Source organism: Maridesulfovibrio sp. (genome assembly GCF_963678865.1).
In the GTDB taxonomy this organism is placed as follows: Bacteria; Desulfobacterota; Desulfovibrionia; order Desulfovibrionales; family Desulfovibrionaceae; genus Maridesulfovibrio.
Window position 1 is genome coordinate 3207056 of record NZ_OY787459.1, and the last position, 21686, is coordinate 3228741.

A 21686-nucleotide genomic window follows, 5' to 3' on the forward strand; every position below is an offset into this window, starting at 1 on the left:
GAACACATCCCCTTTTTGGTAGCTTTTTTTCAGAACCTGCGTACCGGCTGACGGAAAAACTTTTCTACTGGGTAATAGGTCCGTTAAAATTAACAGAGACAATGCCGTATTCTATTTTGCCTTTGGGAGCATTGACCACAACTTCATCGCCTTCCTCTTTACCGAGCAGGGCCTTGCCCACCGGAGATTCAATGGAGATAATCCCTTTTTTGAAATCGCTTTCATCCGGTCCCATGATGGTGTATTTTTTTTCATCGCCGGTTTCAATGTCTTCCAGCTCGACAGTTGCGCCGAAGGTGACTTTGGGGCCGCCGAGGGTTGTCATATCCACCACGTTGAAGTGGGGAATCCGTGATTCGATGTAGTTGATCTTGGCCTCAAGCATTCCCTGTCTTTCACGTGCTGCATGGTAGCCGCCGTTTTCTTTCAGGTCGCCTTCTTCGCGGGCTTCCGCAATTGCCTTGATTACCTCAGGGCGTTCCTTTTTCAGAGCTGCAAGCTCTTCTTTGATTTTTGCAAATCCTTCTTTTGAAATGGGTATATTGCTCATTCCATAAACCTCAACTATTTCCGTCGTTGTCAATAAAAATGCAGCCACTGCCGATAAAATATATAACGGAAGTGAAGCTGCTTCAGGTACAGGTTTCAGAGCAACCGGTCAGTTGCTGAAAGTCCTGCGTAGAACATCCTTTGAAGTAGGTCAAGTCGCTTTTGATCTAAGATAATAAGTTTAGGTGTTTTTCAAAACTTAATAGGTTGTTGACTTAAAAATAAGATTTGTAGATCCTTTATTTTACTTAGTTTAATGGTGTTCGTTAAATTATAATTGAGTTGGCAGTAGCTTGGTTTTATTTTACTGTTTTTTACTGAAAAGATGCTTTTTAATTATGTCGTTAGCAGTTAAGTTCAGCTTAAGTGAAATATGTTTTTGGATAGCATCAGTTTAAGGGGTTTGCGGGGTGTCTGAGGAAATCATAATTATAAAAAAGGAAGATGTTAGACCGGGTATGTATGTGCAGACATACGGAACCGGTACATTTAAAGATCCTTATGTGAAGGTAGGGAAGTATATTGAATCGCAGGATGATATCGCCAAATATATTCCCGATGATACCGAGCATGTTGAGATTCTGACAGGTAAGTCCTTGCCGGACCTGAAGTATTCCTGTGACAAAGGATCGCTTACTGCCGAGGACTCCGCCTGCAATCTGGCGAAAGGCATCCCCGAAGCGCGCCGGGTTCATGAGGAAGCTCTGGATTATGCCCGCAAGTTTATTGAGGACGTGCGTAAAGGCAAAACTGTTGCAGTTGAAGAGGCGATACCCATTGTCGGTCAAGTGATTGATAGTCTGGGCAGCAACGAGCCTGCGGCGCTGACCCTCGCTTTTTTAAAAAGATATGATGAATATACATACACCCACAGTATTAATGTGAACCTTTATTCACTGTTGCTGGGTAAGGCTCTCGGGTTGCAACGCAATGAATTGGAAATGCTCGGCATCGCGGCTTTGTTTCATGATGTCGGCAAGGGGCGTATTCCCTCTAAGGTGCTTAATAAACCCGGTAAGCTTACTGACGCCGAGTTTTGTATAATGAAAAGCCATTCCCAGAAGGGGCTGGATGTTTTGAAGGGTGTGGAAGGCCTTAATAATGCCATCCTGCGCGGGGTTGTTGAGCATCACGAGCGCTATAACGGGAGCGGTTATCCTCATGGTGTCAAAGGTGAGAATATCCATCCTTTTGCGCGTATAATCGCCATCAGTGATGTGTATGATGCCCTGACCAGCGTGAGGGTCTACAAGAAGGCGGTGACTCCGGCCAAGACCTTGAGCCAGATGTATAAATGGAAAGGTACTGATTTTGATCCGGCCTACCTGAACAGGTTCATACGGGTTATGGGTATATATCCTCCGGGAACCTTGGTTCAACTGGATGACCTCCGTTTCGCTATTGTTCTTGAAACCAATGAGTCAAAACCACGGCATCCGAAGGTCAAAGTGTTATTCAATGATAAGATGCAACCGGTTCTCGCAGAGTGTATTGATCTTGACACTTACCGGGAGGACGGCAGTGGTTTGAAGGTCATGCGGCAACCGGACCCCCGTTCGCTTGGTGTCGATATGCAGCAGCTCGCCCGGTTTTTGGTTTAAGCATATTAACAGCAGTTTCCGGACTTTTTTCGCCATGTTTTGTCTTGAGGCTTATCTCCTTTAACCCTGATTTCTGCATCGCTACAGAACAGATTCCATTTCGCTGAATATCCGTTCCTCGTCATAAAGACCCGGATATCCGGCTGCCACCCCGCCTATGGCTGCGAAATACGCATCCCAGCCCAAAACCTGTGCTTCCTTCTTTTTGTTTACGAAAATTTTGAACGTAGTTCCTTTAGGGCATTTGGTCATATTCAGCTCCAACGTTCCGGCTCCCGTAGTCTCAAGCCAGACAGCAGACCATGCCGTGCGGTCACCTTCTGTTTTTTTGTATTTTTCAAAATAGGCTTCGAAAATTCTTTTGATGTCTTCCCGTTCCATCTGTGTTCTCCTTTATTATATGTTTGCGTTTTGAGCATAACTTTTTTGTCTGAAAATGGGCAAGCTTTCCGGTTTGAGCCTCTTGCTGTGTGTTTTTTCAAGTCGACAGAATCTCCGCCGTTTCCGGCTACATTTTTGTATGTGTCTCCAAATGCGTAGTGTCGGTTTTGTCAAAAATGTCATTTATGTAAAACTGGCGAGTGTGGCGTTATTGATTTGAGCTGCTGCTTTCTGTCCGGTGCTGTCCTCGTGCTTGATTTTTGGCTGTATAATTACGCAATCTATAATCTTGATGGAACTCTTTTAGCCGCTGATTATCGTTTTTTGCCAAAAGAGAGACGCTGTATTTTTAAAAATTACCATTTTGGTCTAACTGAGTGTGCTATACCTTTTGCCTTTAAAGATAATTTATTATTTCAATGCCTTAGTTGATCACATATGGCGGTTTTTTTATGGTTTTTAGGGAGGCTTCTGGGGGTTGTGTATTCAAATTTAGTGGTTGAGTGAAGCTGTATTGGGATTAAAAAACTTCATTTTCGTATTTTTGTTTGCCAAAATTGTTTTTTTCTGCCATTGTCGAGTTCCTGAATCGCTCTAATCATCAAAAAATGATCTTTTTATTCTGGTTTCGATTCAATTTCAGATTACTGAAAAAAACGCTGTGCCAATTTTGAGGGGTGGAAAAACTCAAAATGTCAAAAAATGATTGGTGCACATTACTTATTTCGAAATATGGTTAGATTAGAGCCGTATTGGCTGATACATTTTTTTTGATAAAAACATGTCAGCTGCCTGCCGGATTAAACTCTCAGATATTCGGAATAGTCCGACTTCTGCCTGCAGGGCGCTGCACCTGTTGAACCTTATAATCATGGAGTGAGCTGACAATATGTGCCGTTTATTTGCGCTTACAAGTCGCGATCCGATTTCACCCATGCTGGCCATCAATGCCCTTAATACTATGAAAGAAGGTCATGACGGATCCGGCGTTGGTCTCTGTCTCAGGGGGCTGGGCGGTCGTTTTGAAGAAGAATTGCAGGGCTGTCCCATTCTTTCCGGTATCTTTACTGAAGCGGGCCTGCGCAGGCTGGAACAATACACCATGGACCATGGTTTCAAGTCCCAGTACAGCATCCTTTATACCCCGGAGACCGAACCGCCGGCCGGCACACCTGTTCGCGGAACATACGCAGCGATTGCTTACAAGGTTCCCAAGGGCTGGAATGAGCTGCCCCCCGCACAGCAGGGTCAGAAACTGGTGGAAATGCGTCTCGAATTGCGCAAAATGGGCGAGGAAGAAGGGGACATCATGGTCTTTTCCTTCTGGCCCGACACTATAGTAGTCAAAGAAGTGGGTGATCCCCTTGAGATCGGTGAATGGCTTCAGCTCGGTGCCAACCGCAATCTTTATGCCCGGCAGATTCTGGCTCAGGGCAGGCAGAACACCAACTACGCCATCAACCTTTATGCCTGCCATCCTTTCTTCATAGAAGGCGTAGCTTCCATGACTAACGGTGAGAACACAGCATTCATCCCCATCAAGGAATATATGCAATCCAGGAATGTGCCCGGCTATGAGGGCTACCAGTCCGACTCCGAAGTTTTTACCCACATAGCACATTACACCACTAAGCGTCTGGGACTCGATATCCGTGCCTACAAGCACATCATCACCCCGCTTATGGATCATGAAATGGCCGACCATCCGGATCGCGAATTCCTCGCGACCCTGAAGCGTTCCTGCCGCAAGATGATTATTGACGGCCCCAACTGTGTCATCGGGACCCTTGATGACGGCTCCATGTTTATGGTTCAGGACCGTAAAAAACTTCGTCCCGGCATTGTGGGCGGTAAAGACGGCATCTACGCCTTCTCTTCAGAAGTATGCGGAATAGATGCGGTTATTCCCGACCGTGACAAGTCCAAGGACTTCCAGCCAATGCACCTCGATACAGTAATCGTCGGACCCGACTGCAAGGAGATAGAAACATGCTCACAGAAAGACCAATTACCCCGTCAACTTTAGGCGTTAAAGACCTGAACTGGCAGATCGAGTGGGACAAGAATCTCTGTACCCAGTGCGGTCGCTGTACTTCAGTCTGTCCGGTCAACGCCATTGAACTCGGCGTCTTCCGCAAGCGCGAGATTAAAACTCCCGCAAGCCTGCTGAAAAAAGCCGAGAATGAATATACAGTTTTTTACGGTATCCGCCAGAAGACCGACCCGGCCTACGCATGTATCGGCTGTTCCATGTGCAACATGGTCTGCCCCAACAATGCAATCGGTCCCAAGCGCGAAGAAGGTTCCACCACCCAGAAATTCCATAATGACCGTGGCGGCAATCCCCGTACACGTGGTGGACGCCGCAACTCCGGTGAATCCCTGCTGGACCAGATCAAATTCATGCGTATTTCCATGCTCACCGACCCCGCACTTGATGCCGGTCGTCATGAGTTTCGCCTGAATACCCTGCTGGGTAGGGTTCAGTCTCCTGAAGAAAGCTTGAAAACATATCAGGATCACGGCTGGAAGCCCCCGGTACGGGAGATCTATCCTTTGATTATCGGTGGTATGTCCTTCGGAGCACTTTCCCCGAACATGTGGGAAGGTCTGCAGATGGGGGTTGCTTACCTGAACGAAGAGCTGAACATGCCCGTTCGTATCTCCACAGGTGAGGGCGGATGTCCCCCGAGACTGCTCCGCTCCCGTTTTCTTAAATACGTAATTCTCCAGATTGCGTCCGGTTATTTCGGCTGGGATGAAATTATCCACGCCATTCCGGAAATGAAGGTCGATCCCTGTGCAATCGAAATCAAATACGGTCAGGGCGCAAAGCCGGGTGATGGCGGACTGCTTATGTGGTACAAGGTCAACAAGCTTATCGCCGCTATCCGCGGTGTTCCGGAGCGTGTCAGCCTGCCCAGTCCCCCGACACACCAGACCCAGTACTCCATTGAGGAGTCCGTTGCGAAGATGATCCAGTCCATGAGTATGGCCTGGGGATTCAGGGTCCCGGTCTACCCCAAGATTTCCGCTTCCTCCACATCGCTGGCGGTTCTTAACAACCTGACCCGTAACCCTTACGCCGCAGGTCTGGCCATTGACGGTGAAGACGGTGGTACCGGTGCGGCATACAACGTCTCCATGAACCACATGGGACATCCCATCGCCAGCAACCTGCGCGATTGCTACAACGCACTCGTTGTTACCGGTAAACAGAACGAACTGCCCCTCATTGCTGGCGGTGGTATCGGTAAGTCCGGCAACCTCGCTGCCAACGCTGCGGCCCTGATCATGCTCGGCGCAAGTGCCGTACAGGTCGGTAAGTACGTCATGCAGGCCGGTGCGGGTTGTCTCGGTTCCGAAAAGGACCGCTGCAATGTCTGTAACCTCGGTGTATGTCCCAAGGGCATCACCTCTCAGGACCCCAGACTTTACCGTCGCCTTGATCCTGAAAAGGTAGCCGAAAGGGTTGTTGACTTCTATCTGAGCTTTGACACTGAAATCAAAAAGATCATCGCCCCTCTGGGCCGCTCCACATCCCTTCCTATCGGTATGTCGGATGCACTTGGTATCAGTGACCGTGATGCTGCTGAAAGACTCGGCATCAAGTACGTGGTTTAACAACAGCTCACGATTTACGGAGATTTAAAATGGCAACAGAAAAAATATGCATCAGCGGTCTTGAAGAAGGCGCCCGTATTGAATCCCGCATCCTTGAAGAGCGGGTTCAAAAAGCGGTGGCCGACGGAGCCCGCAAGCTTGAAATAGACGCCATGGGCCAGCACGGCATTGGCGGAAGGCTTTGGATTTCCAAGGAAGAACCCATTGAAATTGATGTTATCGGTACTTCCGGTCAGCGTCTCGGCTCCAAGGGTTTTCCCGGAACAGTAATCAACGTTCACGGTTCGGTTTCCGATGACGTAGGTTGGCTCAACGCCGGTGCTGAAATCATTGTCCACGGCAATGCTTCCAACGGCGCATGTAATGCCATGGCTCAAGGTAAAGTCGTTGTAAACGGCGATATCGGTGCCCGCGGCATGACCATGACCAAAACCAACCCCCGTTTTGATCCGCCCGAACTCTGGATTCTCGGAGGCGTTGGAGACTATTTTGCCGAATTCATGGCCGGCGGTACTGCTGTCGTCTGTGGTTACGAGGCCCAGAATCCCGAGAATGTCCTCGCTTTCCGTCCTTGTGTCGGTATGGTTGGCGGACGTATTTTTGTCCGCGGACCCCACGGCGAATTCTCTACTGCCGATGCCATCCTTGAGCCTATCACTGATGCTGACTGGGAATGGTTGACCACCAACCTTAAAGAGAATCTTGCCAAAATCGGTCGTGAAGATGTTTATGATCTCCTCACCGTGCGCAAGGAATGGCAGCTCATCCGCGCCAAGTCTCCTTTTGAAAAGACCGGGCGCAAACGTCGTTCCATGTCCGAATTCCGTTCCGAAGTATGGGACGGTGAATTGGGACAAGGCGGTCTTATCGGCGACCTGACCGACCTTGACCGTTCTCCTATTCCGCTGATTGCCCATGGTGATCTGCGCAGGTTCGTTCCTGTATGGGAAAACCGCAAATATCAGGCTCCATGCCAGTCCGCTTGTCCTACAGGGATGCCGGTCCAGAAGCGCTGGCAACTGGTCCGTGACGGTCTTGTTGATGAGGCTGTGGACCTTGCCCTTGCATACACACCTTTCCCGGCAACTGTCTGCGGTTACCTCTGTCCCAACCTCTGCATGACCGGTTGTACCCGCGGCGTGAAAGACATGCTCTCCGTGGATATCACCAAGCTGGGCCGCGATGGAGTGAAGAGCCCCGTTCCCGAACTGCCGCCTCTTTCTGGTAAGAAAGTAGCCGTTATCGGCGGTGGACCGGCCGGTATTTCCGTTGCTTGGCAGATTCGCCGCAAAGGTCATGAAGCTGTTGTCTACGACATGGCTGACAAACTCGGCGGCAAGATCACTTCTGCTATCCCTTCCAGCCGTATTCCCAAGGAAGTGCTGGATGCGGAGCTTGATCGTGTATCCAAGGTCATCCCTCACGTCCACATGCAGAAAAAGCTCACTGCTGATGATTTTGCTGAACTGCGTCAGAACAACGATGCTGTTGTACTGGCTATCGGAGCGCAGAAACCGCGCATGATCCCCATTCCCGGTCATGAACGCATCCTTCCTGCTCTTGATTTTCTCAAGGGTGCCATGAAGGGTAAAGCAGAAGTTGGCGAGAAGGTGGTTATTATCGGTGCTGGTAACGTCGGTTGTGACGTTGCCACTGAATGCGCCCGTCTCGGAGCCAAAGATATTCTACTTATTGATATCCAGAAGCCTGCAGCATTCGGTAAGGAGCGCGAAGAGGCCGAGCATGTCGGTGCGAAGTTCCGTTATCCCTGTTTTACTCAGGAAGTTACCGAGGAAGGCGTGGTGCTCAAGTCCGGTGAACTGCTCCCGGCTGATACCGTAATCATGTCCATCGGTGATACCCCGGATATCGATTTTCTGCCTGATACCATCGCCCTCGACCGTGGGCATATCGTGGTTAACGAAGATTACCAGACCACCGAACCCGGTGTTTACGCCATCGGTGATGCTGTGCGCCCCGGCCTGTTGACTCATGCCATCGGGCATGGCCGCGAAACAGCAGAAACAATTGATGAAGTATTTACCGGCAAGCGTCCTCACGCTGAACCTAAAGAGGTCATTGATTATAAACGCATGACTCTTGAATACTTTGATCCGCGCCTGACTGAATTCAAGAATGTTCAGGAATGTGCTCAGGAATGTTCTTCCTGCGGTTCCTGCCGAGATTGCGGTCTTTGTGAAACCGTCTGTCCGCAGGCGGCGATCTCCCGCAAAAGCGGTGAAGGCAAGGATTTTGAAATGGTCTGTGATTCCGAGAAATGCATCGGTTGCGGTTTCTGCGCCAATGTCTGCCCCTGCGGTATCTGGAATCTCGTGGAGAACAGTCCTCTCGGCTAATATACAGTCTTAAAGAATGGAGAACCGGACGGTCCGGTGACCCAGTATGGATTCTATAGATGGATGCGGCTGCCGAAATTGTTTCGGCAGCCGCATTTGTTTTCTATGGACAATGATAGCCTACTGGCTCAGTGTCTTTAATAAAAACAGGAGATTGAGGTGAAGGATCACATGTTGAAAATAGCCGGACCGGAGGATCTGGGGTTTCGGCTGGATGCTTGAATTATGTGTCAAGAATAATATGTACTACAGCCGAAGCTGATTTTATTCGCCGGACGAGAAGGTGGGTTTTAAAGAAGCCTAGAACAACGGCGCAATCTCGAATTCCATCCTTTCTTTGGTTTTTGGATGCTCAAAGCAGAGATATCCTGCATGCAATTTGAGCTGTCCCGGTTCTGTCCCTGAACCGTAGAGCCTATCTCCCACAATGGGGCAGCCAAGTCCTTGCGGATGAGCGGAATGGACTCTTAATTGATGGGTACGTCCGGTGAGCGGAGTGAATTCCACGCGGGTTTTGCCATCCTCAATGCTCAGCTTTCGCCAGTGGGTTATGCCCAGCTTGCCGTGAATGGGGTCGTAGACCTGATACGGGCGATTGTATGGATCAAGCCGGAAGGCCATTTCGATTACCCCGCTGTCTTCCTTTACTATGCCGTCCAGCAGGGCGACGTAGCGTTTTTTTACCTGCCGTTTTTGAAATTGCTCCACCAGTTCGCGCACCGCCCGTGCAGTAAGTCCCAGTACCAGCAGTCCTGAAGTATCCATATCCAGACGATGCACAGTGGGAAACTTCCGGCATTCGGGGTACATTTTCTGTACCCTTGCGACAACGCAATCCTGATTTTCCGGTCCACGTCCGGGAACAGAAAGAAGGCCGCTGGGCTTATTGACCACCACGATTTTTCGATCCGCATAAACAATATCTAAACGTTCTGAGTTGCTCATGGCTGTTTAATCCTTTGTTTAGACCAAAAAAGCAACTATCAATTTTGTTGATAGGTAACATTGAGTACTTGCCGTTGAGTTGATATTCCCTAAGATTTAGCGAAATTGATGCCTAAGAATTCTCATTGTTGCTTTTTAATGATTTTTAGGTGCTACGATTCTTTTTTTGATTAAAAGTACATAACTACAAGATGTTAGCTCATTCAAAATAGATAACAGTTAAAATAGTATCCGGTTAAGGTATGAAATCACTGTGTTTGAACCCGGATTCAGTGTCATTTGAATGCTAATTCTTGGTAGCACGAAGAATAAAATCTTATGCACGCAGTCTAAAAGTGGTTGTGAAAAAAATATCTATAAATAATATGAGTAGTTAAGGTGTATTTTGTACAAAATTTCACAAGTAGCTTATTTTTTTGATTGCATAATCAAACAGAGATGTCTATTACTTGATCAACGGATCAAGAACAGGTCCTCTTAAAAAAAAATGGCCGGTAACAAACCGGACGTTTGCATAAAGGTAAAATAAATTTTCATAAATATGATTTCAAATCTTTAACTTCCACCTCTGAGTGGGACGGGTAATAAGAGATGAAAAAAATGAGCGTACTATTTCTTTTGCTTCTGGTTATTGTGGCTGCAGCAGCAACCTCTGAAACTCTGGATTTCAAATCCAAGGACGTAACCACCGTAGCTGAAGCTCGTGTGTCCGGTGCTGACACCAAGGCTGTTGTAAAAGGGCACATCGTAAGAAAGATCAATGACAATAAATACGTTTTTCAGGACAAGACCGGCGAAATCATAATCGACCTCACTCCGAAAGCGGGATCCCTCCCCGTTGACGTTAATGCTGAGATCGAGATTGAAGGCAGGGTCGAGCAGGACCTCGTCTTCGCCGGAATCGAAGCCCAGAAAATATCCGTTATCAACTAAACGGACCTCACAGGAATAATTATTCCGAACCAGAAAGGTCGCTAATCCGACTCCCTTGAATCTGAATTGTCAGCAGTATTCAAAGCCGCGTCTGAGGACGCGGCCTTTCTTTTTTGTAGCCCCGGAACTAAGCTTGAGCTTGGCTTCGGGGATTAGTTTATTCTGCACTTCTTCGGTTGCAGGAGGGGGGCAGGGAGTGATCCTAGAGTGGATGAATAGCCGTTGTGCTTATCGATGCAATGCGGGCTAAGTAAAGTAAGGGTTGCAAAGTTCGTTGATAGTGCTGATGATTTTATCTTTGGAGATGGGTTTGGTCAGGAAAGAGTCACATCCGGCCTCAATGATTTTTTCCCTTGCCTCAGTCAGGGCGTGGGCAGTAAGGGCCACGATTATGCTTGGCCTTGTTTCTGTCTGGTTTTCCCACAAGCGTATCTTGCGGGTACACTCATAGCCGTCCATTACAGGCATTTCAATATCCATGAATACAAGATCGAATTTGTTGGTGCGGGCCTGTTCCAATCCTTCCGCCCCGTTATGCGCGATTTTCAGTTTGTGCGGCATGTCCTTGAAAAAAAGCTGGATCAACATGCAATTGGCTTTGTTGTCTTCTACCAGAAGGATGTCGAGGGGACGAATTCTTCCGGTGTGCTGAATCGGAGCCGATGGCTGTTTCCTGTTTTTGTCCAAAGATTTTTTGGAAGCAGTTTCAAGGGAATGTATATCTACGGGTGCCAACAGGACACTGCCGTTGAATTCTTCAATATAATCCTGTCCAACAGTAGTGACCAGGATGATTTTTTCTTCATCTATTTCCATGCCCCGTAATTCATTTAGGGTCTTTTGCTGTTTCCAGCCGTGAATTCCTCCGCGTACAATAACCAGATCATAGGGGGTGTTTGATTTGATGCTGTTTACAATGAAACTGCGCCCTTCTTCCATATTCTGGGCTTTGCTGATTCGTTTTGTCCTTTTGCTCAGACGTATGGCCAGTGCCTGTCTGGAATAATCCTGATCATTTATGATCAGCACGGATTTGCCGCGCAGGGGTGAACTTTCCACTGAACTTCGCGGATCCTTTTCAAGGGGCATTTCCAGATGGATTGTGGTGCCGAATCCCTTGCGGCTTTCTATCCATATTTTACCGCCCATAGCCTCGCAAAGGGATTTACAGATGGAAAGCCCCAGGCCTGTACCTCCATATTTGCGGGTGGTGGAGGAGTCTGCCTGCGTAAAGCGGTCAAAAATCGAGTCCAGCTTGTCTTCTTCAATACCTATGCCGCTGTCTTTGACCGCAAAATGGATGTTCATGATATTGGCGGAGCCGTTTGCATCCTGCCCCTGAACGAGTGAGCTTTCCACTACAACGAATCCTCGTTCAGTGAACTTGATGGCATTACCGATAAGGTTAACGAAAATCTGCTGCAGCCTTGTAGGGTCTCCGAGAAGTTGTTCGGGTACATCACGGTTGATATTGTATGAAAGCTCCAGCCCCTTGCCATGTCCGGCATGGGCGGTCACCTTGAAGGCCTTGCCGATAAGCCTGTCAATATTGAGGTCTTTCCTCTCAAAAGGAATTTCACCGGCTTCAATTTTGCTCAGGTCAAGGATCTCATTGATCAGGTGAAGCAGAGATTCTCCTGATTCCTGCAGGATTTCAACAAATCCTTTTTGCTCATCATCAAGGCTGGAGTCAGCCAGAATTTCTGCCATGCCCAGAATTGCATTCATGGGGGTACGGATTTCATGGCTCATTGCTGCCAGAAATTGGGATTTGGCTAATGTCCCCTTGGCGGCTTCCACTGCCATGGCTTCGGATTTGGCAATGGCTTTGACCAGTTTGCGGTTTGCGGTTTCGAGTTCATGGGTCCGTTCCTGTACGTTGACTTCCAGATTCTTATAAAGGCTTTCCAGATTACGGCTCATGTGGTTGAAATTGAGGGCCAGAATCCCGATTTCATCCATGCGTTTGCCGACATCAACTGTAACAAATTTGCGTCGTGCGATTTTTCTGGTGTTGTTGGCAAGCATACGCAGCGGTGAAATCAGGATACGTTGAAAAAAAGCGTCAAGTGTGATGATGGTGCAGAGCATACAGGCACTGAACAATATGATCAGGCTGAATGTGTTTTCCTGTATCTCTTGGCGAGCCTTATCAAGGCGCATGCCGATCTCAACCCGTCCTATATGTTCATTTCCGCTGATTATGGGTTTTGATACGATGAGAACGTCTGCCCCGTAAGTGGGCTTATTTTTTGAAATATGAGATTTGGAGACAATGTTCCCTGATTGCAGGATAGGTGAACCTTCCCGGTTGTAAATTTCGCAGAAAGCCACCTGCGGGGATTGTTCAATGGACAGGGCTAGGTCTTCGATAAGGAAAAAACTGAATCTGGGCAGATACTCCGCACATGAGCGCGCGGCCAGCGCGGCAATCCGGTTGCCGTGCTCATAGAGGTTGTCCTCAAGCATCCTTTTCTGGGAATCGACAATATAATATCCCAACAGGAAAAAGAAGAGCAACAGGATCAGTCCTGTGCCTATGGAAATTTTAAACCGTAAGCTATCTCTCATTCTTCTTTGCTAACCGTTTCCATTGAACGTTTGTCCTTCGCAGCAATTTACCGGGATTATTTTTTTAATTCTACTTTGATTTCGCCGTTGATTATTTTTTTTCTGATATCTTCAATTCTTTTCAGGGCTTCAGCAGGAATTTTGTCACGGGTGTATTTCATTGCGCTTAGGCCGACGCCGTCCTCTTTTAAACCGTAGCTGGTGGGGCCGGGGGAAAAATTGCCCTGCATGACAGCCTTCAATTCGTTGTATGCCGCCACATCCAATTTTTTTATCATACTGGTTAGTACAAAGCCTTTAGCCAATGAATCCTGATCTGAATCAACACCGATAGCTAATTTTCCGCTACGACGGGCAGCCTCGATTACCCCGTTCCCGGTTAGTCCGGCAACTGTGAAGATTATGTCCACGCCGTCGCCATACTGGCCCATGGCTACATTGTAGCCTTTAGCTGGAGCATCGAATCCTGAAAAGTCGTTCAGTGGGCTCAGGTAGTCCACTTCCACTTTTATATCCGGAACAGCGTATTTTGCCCCTGCAACATAACCCTTCTCAAATTTGAGGACCGGGGGAACCGGAGTGGCTCCGATGTATCCGATTTTACCTGTTCTGCTGGTCATGGCCGCCAGTGCTCCGGCCAGAAAGGAACCTTCTGCCTGTTCGAAGGAAACCGAAGAAACATTGGGTATTCCGGCCACCGGAACTTCATTGATGATAAATTTTTTATCGGGGTAATTCGGGGCGGTTTTTTTTACCAGCTCAGCATGCTGCGCACCGACCAGAATAAGGATGTCGGATTGCCGGATCAATTTGGTGAAATTTTCAATTTTTAATTCACCGTTTTTTTCCGGCTCAAGAATAATAAGTTTGAAATTGAATTCCTGCTGGGCTTTGCGGATGCCGCCATAAGACATGTCATTGAATGACAGGTCTCCAAGGCCGGATGCTCCGGTAACAAATCCTACAACCTGCTGTTTTGCGCAGGCGGTTCCGATAGTGAGGAAAAGGAACAGGATGGCGGCAAATATTTTTTTCATGCATACCCCGGATTTATGAAAAAAAGATGTTTTTAAACAGAAAATGACTAAAACTGGACCACTTATCGATTATCGAGATCATCTTACTATAAAAGTCTATTTTATTAAAGGTTCTTCGAGCAAGTCTGCCCGTGTGGCGTTTGGGTAAAAAAAGCCCGGCAAGTCTAAAAACTTACCGGGCTTAGATTGCTGATATGGTTTTATTTTAAAGTAATAGGTCAGCGGTTCAGTTTTTTTGATTTAAGGCCGGCCTGAGAAAAGGAATTTTATCCCAGCTAAGGTTTCCCCCGTATTGGGCCAGCCCTACTCCGGCGAAAATGATTAATGAAGCAAGTAACTGCAGGTTGTTCAGGGTTTCACCGAGCAGGAACCAGCCGAAAAATGCGGCGATAGCCGGGACAAGGTTTATGAAAGCTGATGCTTTACCTGCCGGGAGGCGGCTCATGCCAACATTATATAACCCGAACGCCCCGAGAGTGACGAATGCGCCCAGATAGCCTGCAACAACGAGAACGCTCAGCGGATCGGTGCCCAGTCCGTCCCGTAAAAGCAGATAGAGTCCGGGCAGGAAAAAAAGGCATCCCGCAGCATTCTGCACAGCTGTCAAAGTCCACGGGCCGTAGTTGGCGGAAAGTCTTTTGACCAGAAGCATATATCCTGCAGCACAGGCCATGGCGACCAGTTCCAGCAGGTTGCCAAGAGCGGGATTTGCCGCATTGCCGGAAGGATTTCCGCTCAAGGTGAGCGCAGCCACTCCGGTCATGGACAGCGCCAGTCCGCACCAGCCGGCTATGGTAGTTTTTTCCTTGAAGAAGATTCCGGCTCCTACTGCGACCATCATGGGCAGGGAGGCTGAAATCAGCCCGGCCTGTGTTGCGCTGGTAAAGGTCAGGGCATAGGATTCAAAAAGGAAATACAGGCAGGGCATGAAGAGGGCCATGAGAGCCAGTGCCAGCTTGTCCTTGCCGTTTTTGACCGGACCGGCCAACCGAGATGTAAAAGGGGTCAGCGCGAGGGTTGCTATTCCGGTGCGCAGCCACATGACCGCCCACGGGTTGAGAGTCTCCACCATATGTTTCATGGCCGCAAAAGCGCTCCCCCAGAGCAGCACTGCACCCAATATGGCGATTACAGGGATTATCGTTTTATTTGACTGATTGCTGTCCATGTTTTTCTCCTTGAATGAGAAATAGCTTTTCACGGGATTTGCGGTCTTGGAAAATATTGCTCTTTCACAGCGTTTCAAAATGTTTGTAATAAGGAAGTAGTCATGTGCGGGTGTACATGCGTAATTGAAGGAATTCGCTGATGGCTTTTGCAGAATGGAAGGATAGTTGCAGTCTTGCAATGAGTTAATTGCTTAACAGCACAAGTTGTTTATCCGTAATTCTTAAATGTTTATATATTGTGAGGGAGTCGCGCCTGTGTATCTGCGAAAGGTATTTGTAAAGTGGCTCTGATCTGAGAATCCGCTTTGCAGGGCGGTCTCGGCAAAAGGCAGCCCGGATCGGAGCAGTTGCTTGGCGTGTTCAACTCGCAGTTGCAGGTGGTAGCTATGCGGAGGAAGTCCGGTTGCTTTGCGGAATACACGCAGCAGATGGTAACGGGAAAGCCCGGTGGCATTGGCAAGCTCTTCCAGAGATACCTTCTCAGAAAGATTTTCATTCAGGTATTCCCGGGCTTTTTTCACTGCTTTCGGTTCTGCTGTCTGCGGTACTTTTGAACGGGTCTCGCAATGGCGGGTCAAAAGGGCCGCAGCCGCACGGGCAAGGGCGATATCAAGTGCCAGCCTGCTTTTGATCGTTGAAGCAGCATAGTTGAGTTCGGTAAGGGTTCCGGTGGTTAGTTTGTCTTCTGTTACCACAGACCTGAATTCCGGGAGACCTTCTTTTTGGCTTAAGTCCTGCCGGGCTTTCTCAAATAATTTGTTATCAAAACTGAAGACCCGGTATGTAATACGGGTTTCCGAGTCTGTAATTACTCCTGAATGTACCAGACCGGGATTGAAGAGAGCTATTTCTCCACCGCGCACAAAGGAACTGCCTGCCCCGGGTTGACGGCAATAGCAGCCGCCGGCTTCCATTACCCCCACAGAATGGACCCCGTGGGTATGATTGGGGAAAGAATGATTGGAATTTATTACTTCCTGTATTTCGAGGCCTTCGATTGCATCGGGCCGCAAGTATCTGATTATCCCTTTATTCATAAGTCTCACCGTTTGACCGGAAGCTTTGCATAAACATCCGGGGAACACAAGTTATCCCCTACCTCCGAAACCGTCTTGTAAAAAATTGCTCTCTTTTGCAGCAGGCTTTTTTTTAACCCGTTATTGGTGGATATATACCGCTTGCAGTGAAAATTCATTTCGTTTTTAATATATGGCTAAATTTAGCTGAGAGGTGTTTGATATGGGCAGAACCGTTTTTACGGAAAGGGTAATCAGAATTATCAAGGCGATTCCGGAAGGACAAGTCTGTTCCTATGGCAAGGTTGCGGCACTGGCGGGTAATCCCCGTGCAGCACGGCAGGTAGTGCGCATCCTGCATAACAGCTCGAAAAAAGAAGAGTTGCCGTGGCAGCGGGTGGTTAACCGCGAGGGGCTCATTTCGCTTAAAAAGGGACAGGGTTATGAAAGGCAGCGGGAATTGCTTGAACGCGAGGGAATTGAATTCTGCCTTGACGGAAGTATTGATCTTGATGCTTATTTGTGGATGCCCGGACCGGCAACCAACAGTGAGGACCTATAAACGCGGGAGGATAAATGGGCGATATCTCCATACCTGATTTGCAAATGAATGACGGGAACACCATTCCCGCATTGGGCTTTGGAACCTACAAGCTTAACGGTTCTTCCGGAGTGGAAACCATGGTCAGTGCCCTTAAGGCCGGATACCGTTTACTGGATTCAGCTTTTAAATATGAGAACGAAGGTGCAGTGGGCGAAGCGGTTCGCCGCAGCGGAATTGCCCGTGAGAAAATTCTGGTTACCTCCAAGATTCCCGGATTGCGTCACCGCTACAATGAGGCCCTTTATTCCATAGAGGAGTCACTTTACCGGGCAGGGCTGGATTACTATGATTTTTATTTCATCCACTGGCCCAATCCCAGTCAGGATTTGTATGTGGAAGCATGGCAGGCATTGATCGAGGCACGTAAAAGGGGCTTGGTGCGTTCTATCGGCTGCAGCAATTTTCTGCCGGAACATATTCAGCGCCTGATAGATGAGACCGGGGGTGTTCCGGCAGTGAACCAGATTGAGCTTCATCCATATTTTATACAGCAGGAGCAGCGCCTCTGGCATGAGCAGCATTCCATTATTACCCAGTCATGGAGTCCCTTGGGACGGGACAATTCCGCTATGCAGGAGCCGGAAATCGGGGCCATTGCCCGTCGCCACGGTAAAAGTGCGGCCCAGATTATTCTGCGCTGGCAGGTGCAACTGGGAGCTGTTCCTATTCCCAAAGCAACTTCTCCGGCCCGGCAGTTGGAAAACATCAGTATTTTTGATTTTGCGCTAACTGCAGAGGAAATGGCAGTCATCAGCGCTCTGGACAGGCCGGATGGCAGGCGCAAGGATCAGCATCCAGCTTATTACGAGGAATACTAAAGAAATGAAGGCCCGGAACAGAAATGTTCCGGGCCTTCATAATGTTGCTAAAGCACTGCCTGTGTCTATTTTATTCTGCTTTCAGATCTTCCACAATTTTTTGCATTTCCGAGATCTGTTCAGCCAGTGATTCAAGGGCCAAGGCAAATTCGCGGGCTCCGTGGGCTGTTTCTGCTGTGATACGGCTGATTTCCTCAACTGAGCTATTAATTTCTTCGGAGGTGGCGGATTGTTCCTCGGCTGCAGTAGCTATGCTTTGGATCTGGATTGCGCTTTCTTCGGCTCCGGTTACGATCTCCTGAAGAACAGAGCCGGAGTTTTCTGAGAATTCGTTAGCTTCTTCAATATGCTTGTAAACTGTTTCCATCGATTTGATGTTTTCTCCGGCAACACGTTGAATGGAACCAATGGAATTTGAAACCTCCCCAGTGGCGGTCATGGTTTTTTCCGCCAGCTTGCGCACTTCATCGGCGACCACTGCGAATCCGCGTCCTGCTTCACCTGCCCGGGCCGCTTCAATGGCGGCGTTCAGGGCCAACAGGTTGGTCTGGTCGGCAATGTCGGTAATTACGCCGATAATAGCCTCGGTTCCTTTGGCTTGCTTGTCCAGTTCTTCCATGTTGCCTTTCAGGTTGTTGACCTCGGTCACGGTTTGCTCAAGAGCCGACTTGGATTTATCTACAACCGCAGCACCGTTTCTGGCTTTGTCCTGAGCCTCGTTACTTGCTTCGGCGGCATCTCCTGCGTTACGGGCGATTTCCAGCACAGTAGCATTCATCTCTTCCATGGCAGTGGCAGTGGATGAAATACGGTCGCTCTGCACCTCTGCCCCGCTCAGCATTTCGTTTGATTGTACGGACATCTGTTCGGATGCGGAAACAACGTGATGCAGAACCTGCTCAACCCGGTCGGCAGCATGGTGCAGCCCTTCTGCTCTGGCCATGTCCGCTTTTTCGCGGGCTTTTTCAGCTTCTGCCGTTGCCTGCCGTGCTCTTGCTGATTCTTCTTCCGCCTTGCGGGTTTCATCTTCGGCCTTGCGGATGGTTTTTTTGAGTTCGCCGACCATCGTCCGCATAGAATCAGCCATATTGCCGATTTCATCTTTCTGGTTGATGTCGAGGGCAGCATCAAGATCACCTTCGGCTACTCTGGCGGTGTAATCGGCTGTTTTGAGAATTGGTTTGCTGATTACACCGGCCAGTACGAAGAGAATTCCCAGCAGTAAAAGAATGGCAACAACACTTACAATAATACTGTTCTGGGCAATTGCATTGGCCTGTGCCTCAACCTTGTCCATGGGAATTACCAGCGCAATAGACCACGGAAGAGAGGTCTTGCCCACTTTGATAGGGGCGAAAGTTATGTATTCGGCGGCACCGGTGACAGGAGATTTTCCAACGTATGAATGAGTGCTGCCGTTTTTAATGGCGTTTTCAACATTGCTTTTCTGTTTGCTGCTAACCAGATCAAGTATGTTTTTTGTCTGCAGATCTTTATCCGGATGAGCCACAATAGTACCTTTATTGGTCATGAGAAATGCGTATCCGGTCTCAAAAGGCTTGATCTTCAGAACTGTCTGCAGCAGGTCGTTGAGGTAAAAATCTACCCCTACCACCCCTATATTACGACCATTTCTTTTTACCGGATGTCCGGTGGAGCAGAGCCAGAATTTTTTGCCTTTCACATCCCATGGATATGGTTCGCTGATGGTCTCCACATTACCGGCCATGGGGTCATCAAACCAGCTTTGGCCGACCATGTTTTCCGCCCCGCTGAAGTTCTCGGCTATTTTGTTGCCGTCGCGGTAGTACCAGTTACGGTAAGCCCCTTTGTATTTGCCCATGTATTCTTCTTCTCGTCCATCGTAACTGTCGGGCTTGAAAGCGCACCATGATCCGGCAAGTCCCGGATGACGTTTAAGAACATCGATTAAAACCGAGTCTAGTACTTCGCGGTCAGGGATGTTTTTGTAGTTTGTGCCCGTTTCAAACATGGAGGCAAGTGTTCTGGTCACAGTTAGGGCTTTTCCGATGGTTTCGGAGATTTCATTACCGTATCCTTTAGCTTCACTATCTGCGGATTTACTTGCCTGTTCCACAGCGAGACTTCTGGCTTGATCGGTCATTACCCATGTACTTGCCGCAAGAATCAAGGCTACAAAGCAAAATGTAGGTATGATTATTTTTGTTTTCAGACTCCAGTCCTTGAAGTTCATTGCTATCCCCCTCTTTTGAATGATGACAGTTTCCGGTGCAGCCTGTTGGCTGTTATCGGTTGAAGTGCGGCAACCGAAGTTTTGCATATAACAGAATATATAATATTAAACTTGACGAAACTGCAAAGAAAAATGCTGGACGCTACTCGTGCTTATTTTGTGTTGAAAAATTATCAGTAAAGCAAGAAAAACGGCGGAAAGGGTAATTCCGCCGTTTTAAGGGGCTCGGGAAAGGATAAACCGTTCCTTCCCTGAGGTCTGTATGGATCCTTTTGCTTAAGGACTTTGGAAGTTTTCTACTTGGGTTCCGGGTGGAGGCAGTTTTTTTCCGCATTTTCGGCATTTCACTGCTTTGTTCTTGTTTTCAAAACGTATAATATTGACCTTGCCGCACCTGGGACATTTGCGTTTGCGGTTGAATGCCGCCATGAGTGTTGAGTAGATTCCCCACATGGTGAATTTTCCTGCACTGCGTGCCGGTTAAAGGTCCGGTACTAAATTGCGGCGACCCCGCCTTCGCCCGCCAGCAGCGAAGGCGCGGAGAGTTGGGTCGCCATGATCCTGCCTATCGGAAACAGCGCTTTTTCCAGGCCGACCAAAAACATCGCCAGCCCCAGCATCACGTACACACCGCCTATTCTCAGGCAGCTCAGGCTCGGAATGCGCTGGCGCAGAACAAAAATCTGAAAGCAGGTGATCAGGGCCAGTATGGGGATTATTTACCGCATAGTGGCAAGGAGTATCATTTAAAATACAGGAAGTTTACGATCATGCTTTCCTTTAATGAAAATTAGTCCGGAGGGCAGGGGAGGGAACGCTGTCTGTCGCGTTTGCAAGCCCTCCGGATATTAAAAAACGGTCAACCCGTATCCCATTACGAAAATCATAGGTAGCAGTGAGGCAAAGGCTATCAGCCCGAATCCGTCAAGCAGAGGGCTGCGTCCTTTGATGATTGAAGCCAGTCCCACTCCAAGTGCTGTCACAAGGGGGACAGTGACGGTGGATGTGGTGACACCGTCGGCGTCGTAAGCAATGCCTACGATTTCTTCGGGAGCAATGAGGGTCATAAGCATAACAACCACATAGCCGCCTATGATCAGGTAATGTACGGGCCAACCGCGTAGTATACGCAAAACACCGGTTAATATCGTCACGCCTACGGAGAGGAGTGCTTTCCATGTACTCGTCTTCATCAATCGGTGCTAAAAAGTTGTCTTTTCTCAGCCTGTTTTATGAATGCATACATTGCTGCTCTTGGCGGCATCGTAAATCCTGTGAGTCAGGATTTCCGTGTTTGCCGGCTTGAGCATGAAGTCAAAAGCTCCGGCGTTCATGGAGGCAAGTGCGGAATCCATATCCGCATTTCCGGTCAGCAGGATAACTTCCACATTGGGATGACGGTTTTTTATGGTCTTCAAAACCTGCAATCCGTTCATTCCGGGCATTTGCATATCCAGAATCACTACCTGAAAAAGTTCTATCTCCAGTCTGAGCAGCCCCGCAGCTCCGTCTGCGGCTGTGACTACTTCAACACCTCTGCGGGACAGCCTTTTGGCCAGAACCGAAGAAAAGCCTTCTTCATCATCTATGAGAAGTATCCGAATATTTTTCATAAATATCCTCCTTGGCTTTATCTGGTAGTACAATGAGCATGCCAAAACATGGCGGAAGTTGTGCGAGTGAAAACGCTGATTTGATATATATCAACAAAAGTAAGATTTTTCAGAGTGTTATGTTTGAGTTGAAAGCTGTTTTGATTCGCTGGTTGGTAATAATGATGGAAAATTTTGATTCAGTAAGGCTGACTTTTTCAGATGTGGTCATTTGGGAAAAATGAAAGCGGGGCGTTTTGTATCGGACGGTGCG

Annotated in this window: 19 protein-coding genes; 7 read left to right on the plus strand and 12 right to left on the minus strand. The window is 48.3% G+C overall.

From position 1 onward, the window contains the following. Positions 1-64: 64 nt before the first annotated feature. Positions 65-550, minus strand: coding sequence for a transcription elongation factor GreA (greA, locus tag ACKU41_RS14640; protein ID WP_319778162.1), 486 nt, complete (start codon positions 548-550; stop codon positions 65-67). A 409-nt stretch (positions 551-959) separates the two neighbouring features. Here greA and ACKU41_RS14645 point away from each other — a divergent pair, with 409 nt between their 5' ends. Then, positions 960-2150: an HD-GYP domain-containing protein gene (locus ACKU41_RS14645; RefSeq protein WP_321401831.1), complete on the plus strand. Its 1191-nt coding sequence runs from the start codon at positions 960-962 to the stop codon at positions 2148-2150. Between the two features lie 81 nt (positions 2151-2231). On the opposite strand, the gene ACKU41_RS14650 is transcribed toward ACKU41_RS14645, so the two are convergent. Then, positions 2232-2531 carry a hypothetical protein gene (locus ACKU41_RS14650; RefSeq protein WP_319778165.1) on the minus strand — a complete coding sequence of 100 codons (300 nt, stop codon included), beginning with the start codon at positions 2529-2531 and terminating at the stop codon, positions 2232-2234. 889 nt (positions 2532-3420) lie between these two features. Between ACKU41_RS14650 and ACKU41_RS14655 the strand changes: the two genes are divergently transcribed. The 3 genes from ACKU41_RS14655 to ACKU41_RS14665 are packed head-to-tail and all read left to right on the plus strand — an operon-like array spanning position 3421 to position 8512. Next, entirely contained in the window at positions 3421-4557 is a 1137-nt protein-coding gene (locus ACKU41_RS14655; RefSeq protein WP_321401834.1) for a glutamate synthase, read from the plus strand. Further along, positions 4521-6155, plus strand: coding sequence for a glutamate synthase-related protein (locus ACKU41_RS14660; RefSeq protein WP_319778167.1), 1635 nt, complete (start codon positions 4521-4523; stop codon positions 6153-6155). The genes ACKU41_RS14655 and ACKU41_RS14660 overlap by 37 nt, the downstream gene beginning before the upstream one ends. A 29-nt stretch (positions 6156-6184) precedes the next feature. Then, on the plus strand, positions 6185-8512 hold the full coding sequence (locus ACKU41_RS14665; protein WP_321401837.1) for an FAD-dependent oxidoreductase: 2328 nt from the start codon (positions 6185-6187) through the stop codon (positions 8510-8512). 300 nt (positions 8513-8812) lie between these two features. Here ACKU41_RS14665 and ACKU41_RS14670 read toward each other — a convergent pair whose 3' ends face one another. Beyond that, on the minus strand, positions 8813-9457 hold the full coding sequence (locus ACKU41_RS14670; protein ID WP_321401839.1) for an RluA family pseudouridine synthase: 645 nt from the start codon (positions 9455-9457) through the stop codon (positions 8813-8815). Between the two features lie 600 nt (positions 9458-10057). On the opposite strand from ACKU41_RS14670, the gene ACKU41_RS14675 reads away from it, so the two are divergent. Continuing rightward, on the plus strand, positions 10058-10390 hold the full coding sequence (locus ACKU41_RS14675; RefSeq protein WP_319778170.1) for a NirD/YgiW/YdeI family stress tolerance protein: 333 nt from the start codon (positions 10058-10060) through the stop codon (positions 10388-10390). A 246-nt stretch (positions 10391-10636) separates the two neighbouring features. Here ACKU41_RS14675 and ACKU41_RS14680 read toward each other — a convergent pair whose 3' ends face one another. The 4 genes from ACKU41_RS14680 to ACKU41_RS14695 form a co-directional block, all read right to left on the minus strand. Beyond that, entirely contained in the window at positions 10637-12961 is a 2325-nt protein-coding gene (locus tag ACKU41_RS14680; RefSeq protein ID WP_319778172.1) for an ATP-binding protein, read from the minus strand. 56 nt (positions 12962-13017) lie between these two features. Further along, positions 13018-13998 (minus strand): BMP family ABC transporter substrate-binding protein, encoded by a 981-nt coding sequence (locus ACKU41_RS14685; RefSeq protein WP_319778173.1) that lies wholly within the window; start codon positions 13996-13998, stop codon positions 13018-13020. 226 nt (positions 13999-14224) lie between these two features. Then, positions 14225-15166 carry a DMT family transporter gene (locus ACKU41_RS14690; protein WP_321401842.1) on the minus strand — a complete coding sequence of 314 codons (942 nt, stop codon included), beginning with the start codon at positions 15164-15166 and terminating at the stop codon, positions 14225-14227. A gap of 222 nt (positions 15167-15388) precedes the next feature. Further along, on the minus strand, positions 15389-16204 hold the full coding sequence (locus ACKU41_RS14695; RefSeq protein WP_321401843.1) for an AraC family transcriptional regulator: 816 nt from the start codon (positions 16202-16204) through the stop codon (positions 15389-15391). Positions 16205-16406: 202 nt separating this feature from the next. Here ACKU41_RS14695 and ACKU41_RS14700 point away from each other — a divergent pair, with 202 nt between their 5' ends. After that, entirely contained in the window at positions 16407-16745 is a 339-nt protein-coding gene (locus ACKU41_RS14700; RefSeq protein WP_321401845.1) for an MGMT family protein, read from the plus strand. 14 nt (positions 16746-16759) lie between these two features. Next, positions 16760-17605 carry an aldo/keto reductase gene (locus tag ACKU41_RS14705; protein WP_321401847.1) on the plus strand — a complete coding sequence of 282 codons (846 nt, stop codon included), beginning with the start codon at positions 16760-16762 and terminating at the stop codon, positions 17603-17605. A 70-nt stretch (positions 17606-17675) separates the two neighbouring features. Here the strand turns inward: ACKU41_RS14705 and ACKU41_RS14710 are convergent, their stop codons facing one another. The 5 genes from ACKU41_RS14710 to ACKU41_RS14730 all read right to left on the minus strand — a co-directional run bounded on the left by ACKU41_RS14710 (position 17676) and on the right by ACKU41_RS14730 (position 21433). Continuing rightward, entirely contained in the window at positions 17676-19820 is a 2145-nt protein-coding gene (locus ACKU41_RS14710) for a methyl-accepting chemotaxis protein (RefSeq protein WP_321401849.1), read from the minus strand. 276 nt (positions 19821-20096) lie between these two features. Beyond that, positions 20097-20273 (minus strand): hypothetical protein, encoded by a 177-nt coding sequence (locus tag ACKU41_RS14715; protein ID WP_321401851.1) that lies wholly within the window; start codon positions 20271-20273, stop codon positions 20097-20099. A 41-nt stretch (positions 20274-20314) separates the two neighbouring features. Beyond that, positions 20315-20539, minus strand: coding sequence for a DUF1538 family protein (locus ACKU41_RS14720; protein ID WP_321405263.1), 225 nt, complete (start codon positions 20537-20539; stop codon positions 20315-20317). Positions 20540-20668: 129 nt separating this feature from the next. Then, a complete protein-coding gene (locus tag ACKU41_RS14725; RefSeq protein WP_321401853.1) occupies positions 20669-21013 on the minus strand; it encodes a DUF1538 family protein in 345 nt (114 codons plus the stop codon). A gap of 27 nt (positions 21014-21040) precedes the next feature. After that, on the minus strand, positions 21041-21433 hold the full coding sequence (locus ACKU41_RS14730) for a response regulator (protein WP_319778181.1): 393 nt from the start codon (positions 21431-21433) through the stop codon (positions 21041-21043). Positions 21434-21686: the final 253 nt, after the last annotated feature.

What these genes read in the sequence shown, in the direction of transcription:
- ACKU41_RS14665 (WP_321401837.1), top strand. Translation starts at nt 6,185, where the DNA reads ATGGCAACAGAAAAAATATGCATCAGCGGTCTTGAAGAAGGCGCCCGT.
- ACKU41_RS14685 (WP_319778173.1), bottom strand. Translation starts at nt 13,998, where the DNA reads ATGAAAAAAATATTTGCCGCCATCCTGTTCCTTTTCCTCACTATCGGA.
- ACKU41_RS14705 (WP_321401847.1), top strand. Translation starts at nt 16,760, where the DNA reads ATGGGCGATATCTCCATACCTGATTTGCAAATGAATGACGGGAACACC.
- ACKU41_RS14730 (WP_319778181.1), bottom strand. Translation starts at nt 21,433, where the DNA reads ATGAAAAATATTCGGATACTTCTCATAGATGATGAAGAAGGCTTTTCT.
- ACKU41_RS14650 (WP_319778165.1), bottom strand. Translation starts at nt 2,531, where the DNA reads ATGGAACGGGAAGACATCAAAAGAATTTTCGAAGCCTATTTTGAAAAA.
- ACKU41_RS14690 (WP_321401842.1), bottom strand. Translation starts at nt 15,166, where the DNA reads ATGGACAGCAATCAGTCAAATAAAACGATAATCCCTGTAATCGCCATA.
- greA (WP_319778162.1), bottom strand. Translation starts at nt 550, where the DNA reads ATGAGCAATATACCCATTTCAAAAGAAGGATTTGCAAAAATCAAAGAA.
- ACKU41_RS14715 (WP_321401851.1), bottom strand. Translation starts at nt 20,273, where the DNA reads ATGTGGGGAATCTACTCAACACTCATGGCGGCATTCAACCGCAAACGC.
- ACKU41_RS14725 (WP_321401853.1), bottom strand. Translation starts at nt 21,013, where the DNA reads ATGAAGACGAGTACATGGAAAGCACTCCTCTCCGTAGGCGTGACGATA.
- ACKU41_RS14695 (WP_321401843.1), bottom strand. Translation starts at nt 16,204, where the DNA reads ATGAATAAAGGGATAATCAGATACTTGCGGCCCGATGCAATCGAAGGC.
- ACKU41_RS14670 (WP_321401839.1), bottom strand. Translation starts at nt 9,457, where the DNA reads ATGAGCAACTCAGAACGTTTAGATATTGTTTATGCGGATCGAAAAATC.
- ACKU41_RS14710 (WP_321401849.1), bottom strand. Translation starts at nt 19,820, where the DNA reads ATGAACTTCAAGGACTGGAGTCTGAAAACAAAAATAATCATACCTACA.
- ACKU41_RS14680 (WP_319778172.1), bottom strand. Translation starts at nt 12,961, where the DNA reads ATGAGAGATAGCTTACGGTTTAAAATTTCCATAGGCACAGGACTGATC.
- ACKU41_RS14700 (WP_321401845.1), top strand. Translation starts at nt 16,407, where the DNA reads ATGGGCAGAACCGTTTTTACGGAAAGGGTAATCAGAATTATCAAGGCG.
- ACKU41_RS14655 (WP_321401834.1), top strand. Translation starts at nt 3,421, where the DNA reads ATGTGCCGTTTATTTGCGCTTACAAGTCGCGATCCGATTTCACCCATG.
- ACKU41_RS14660 (WP_319778167.1), top strand. Translation starts at nt 4,521, where the DNA reads ATGCTCACAGAAAGACCAATTACCCCGTCAACTTTAGGCGTTAAAGAC.
- ACKU41_RS14675 (WP_319778170.1), top strand. Translation starts at nt 10,058, where the DNA reads ATGAGCGTACTATTTCTTTTGCTTCTGGTTATTGTGGCTGCAGCAGCA.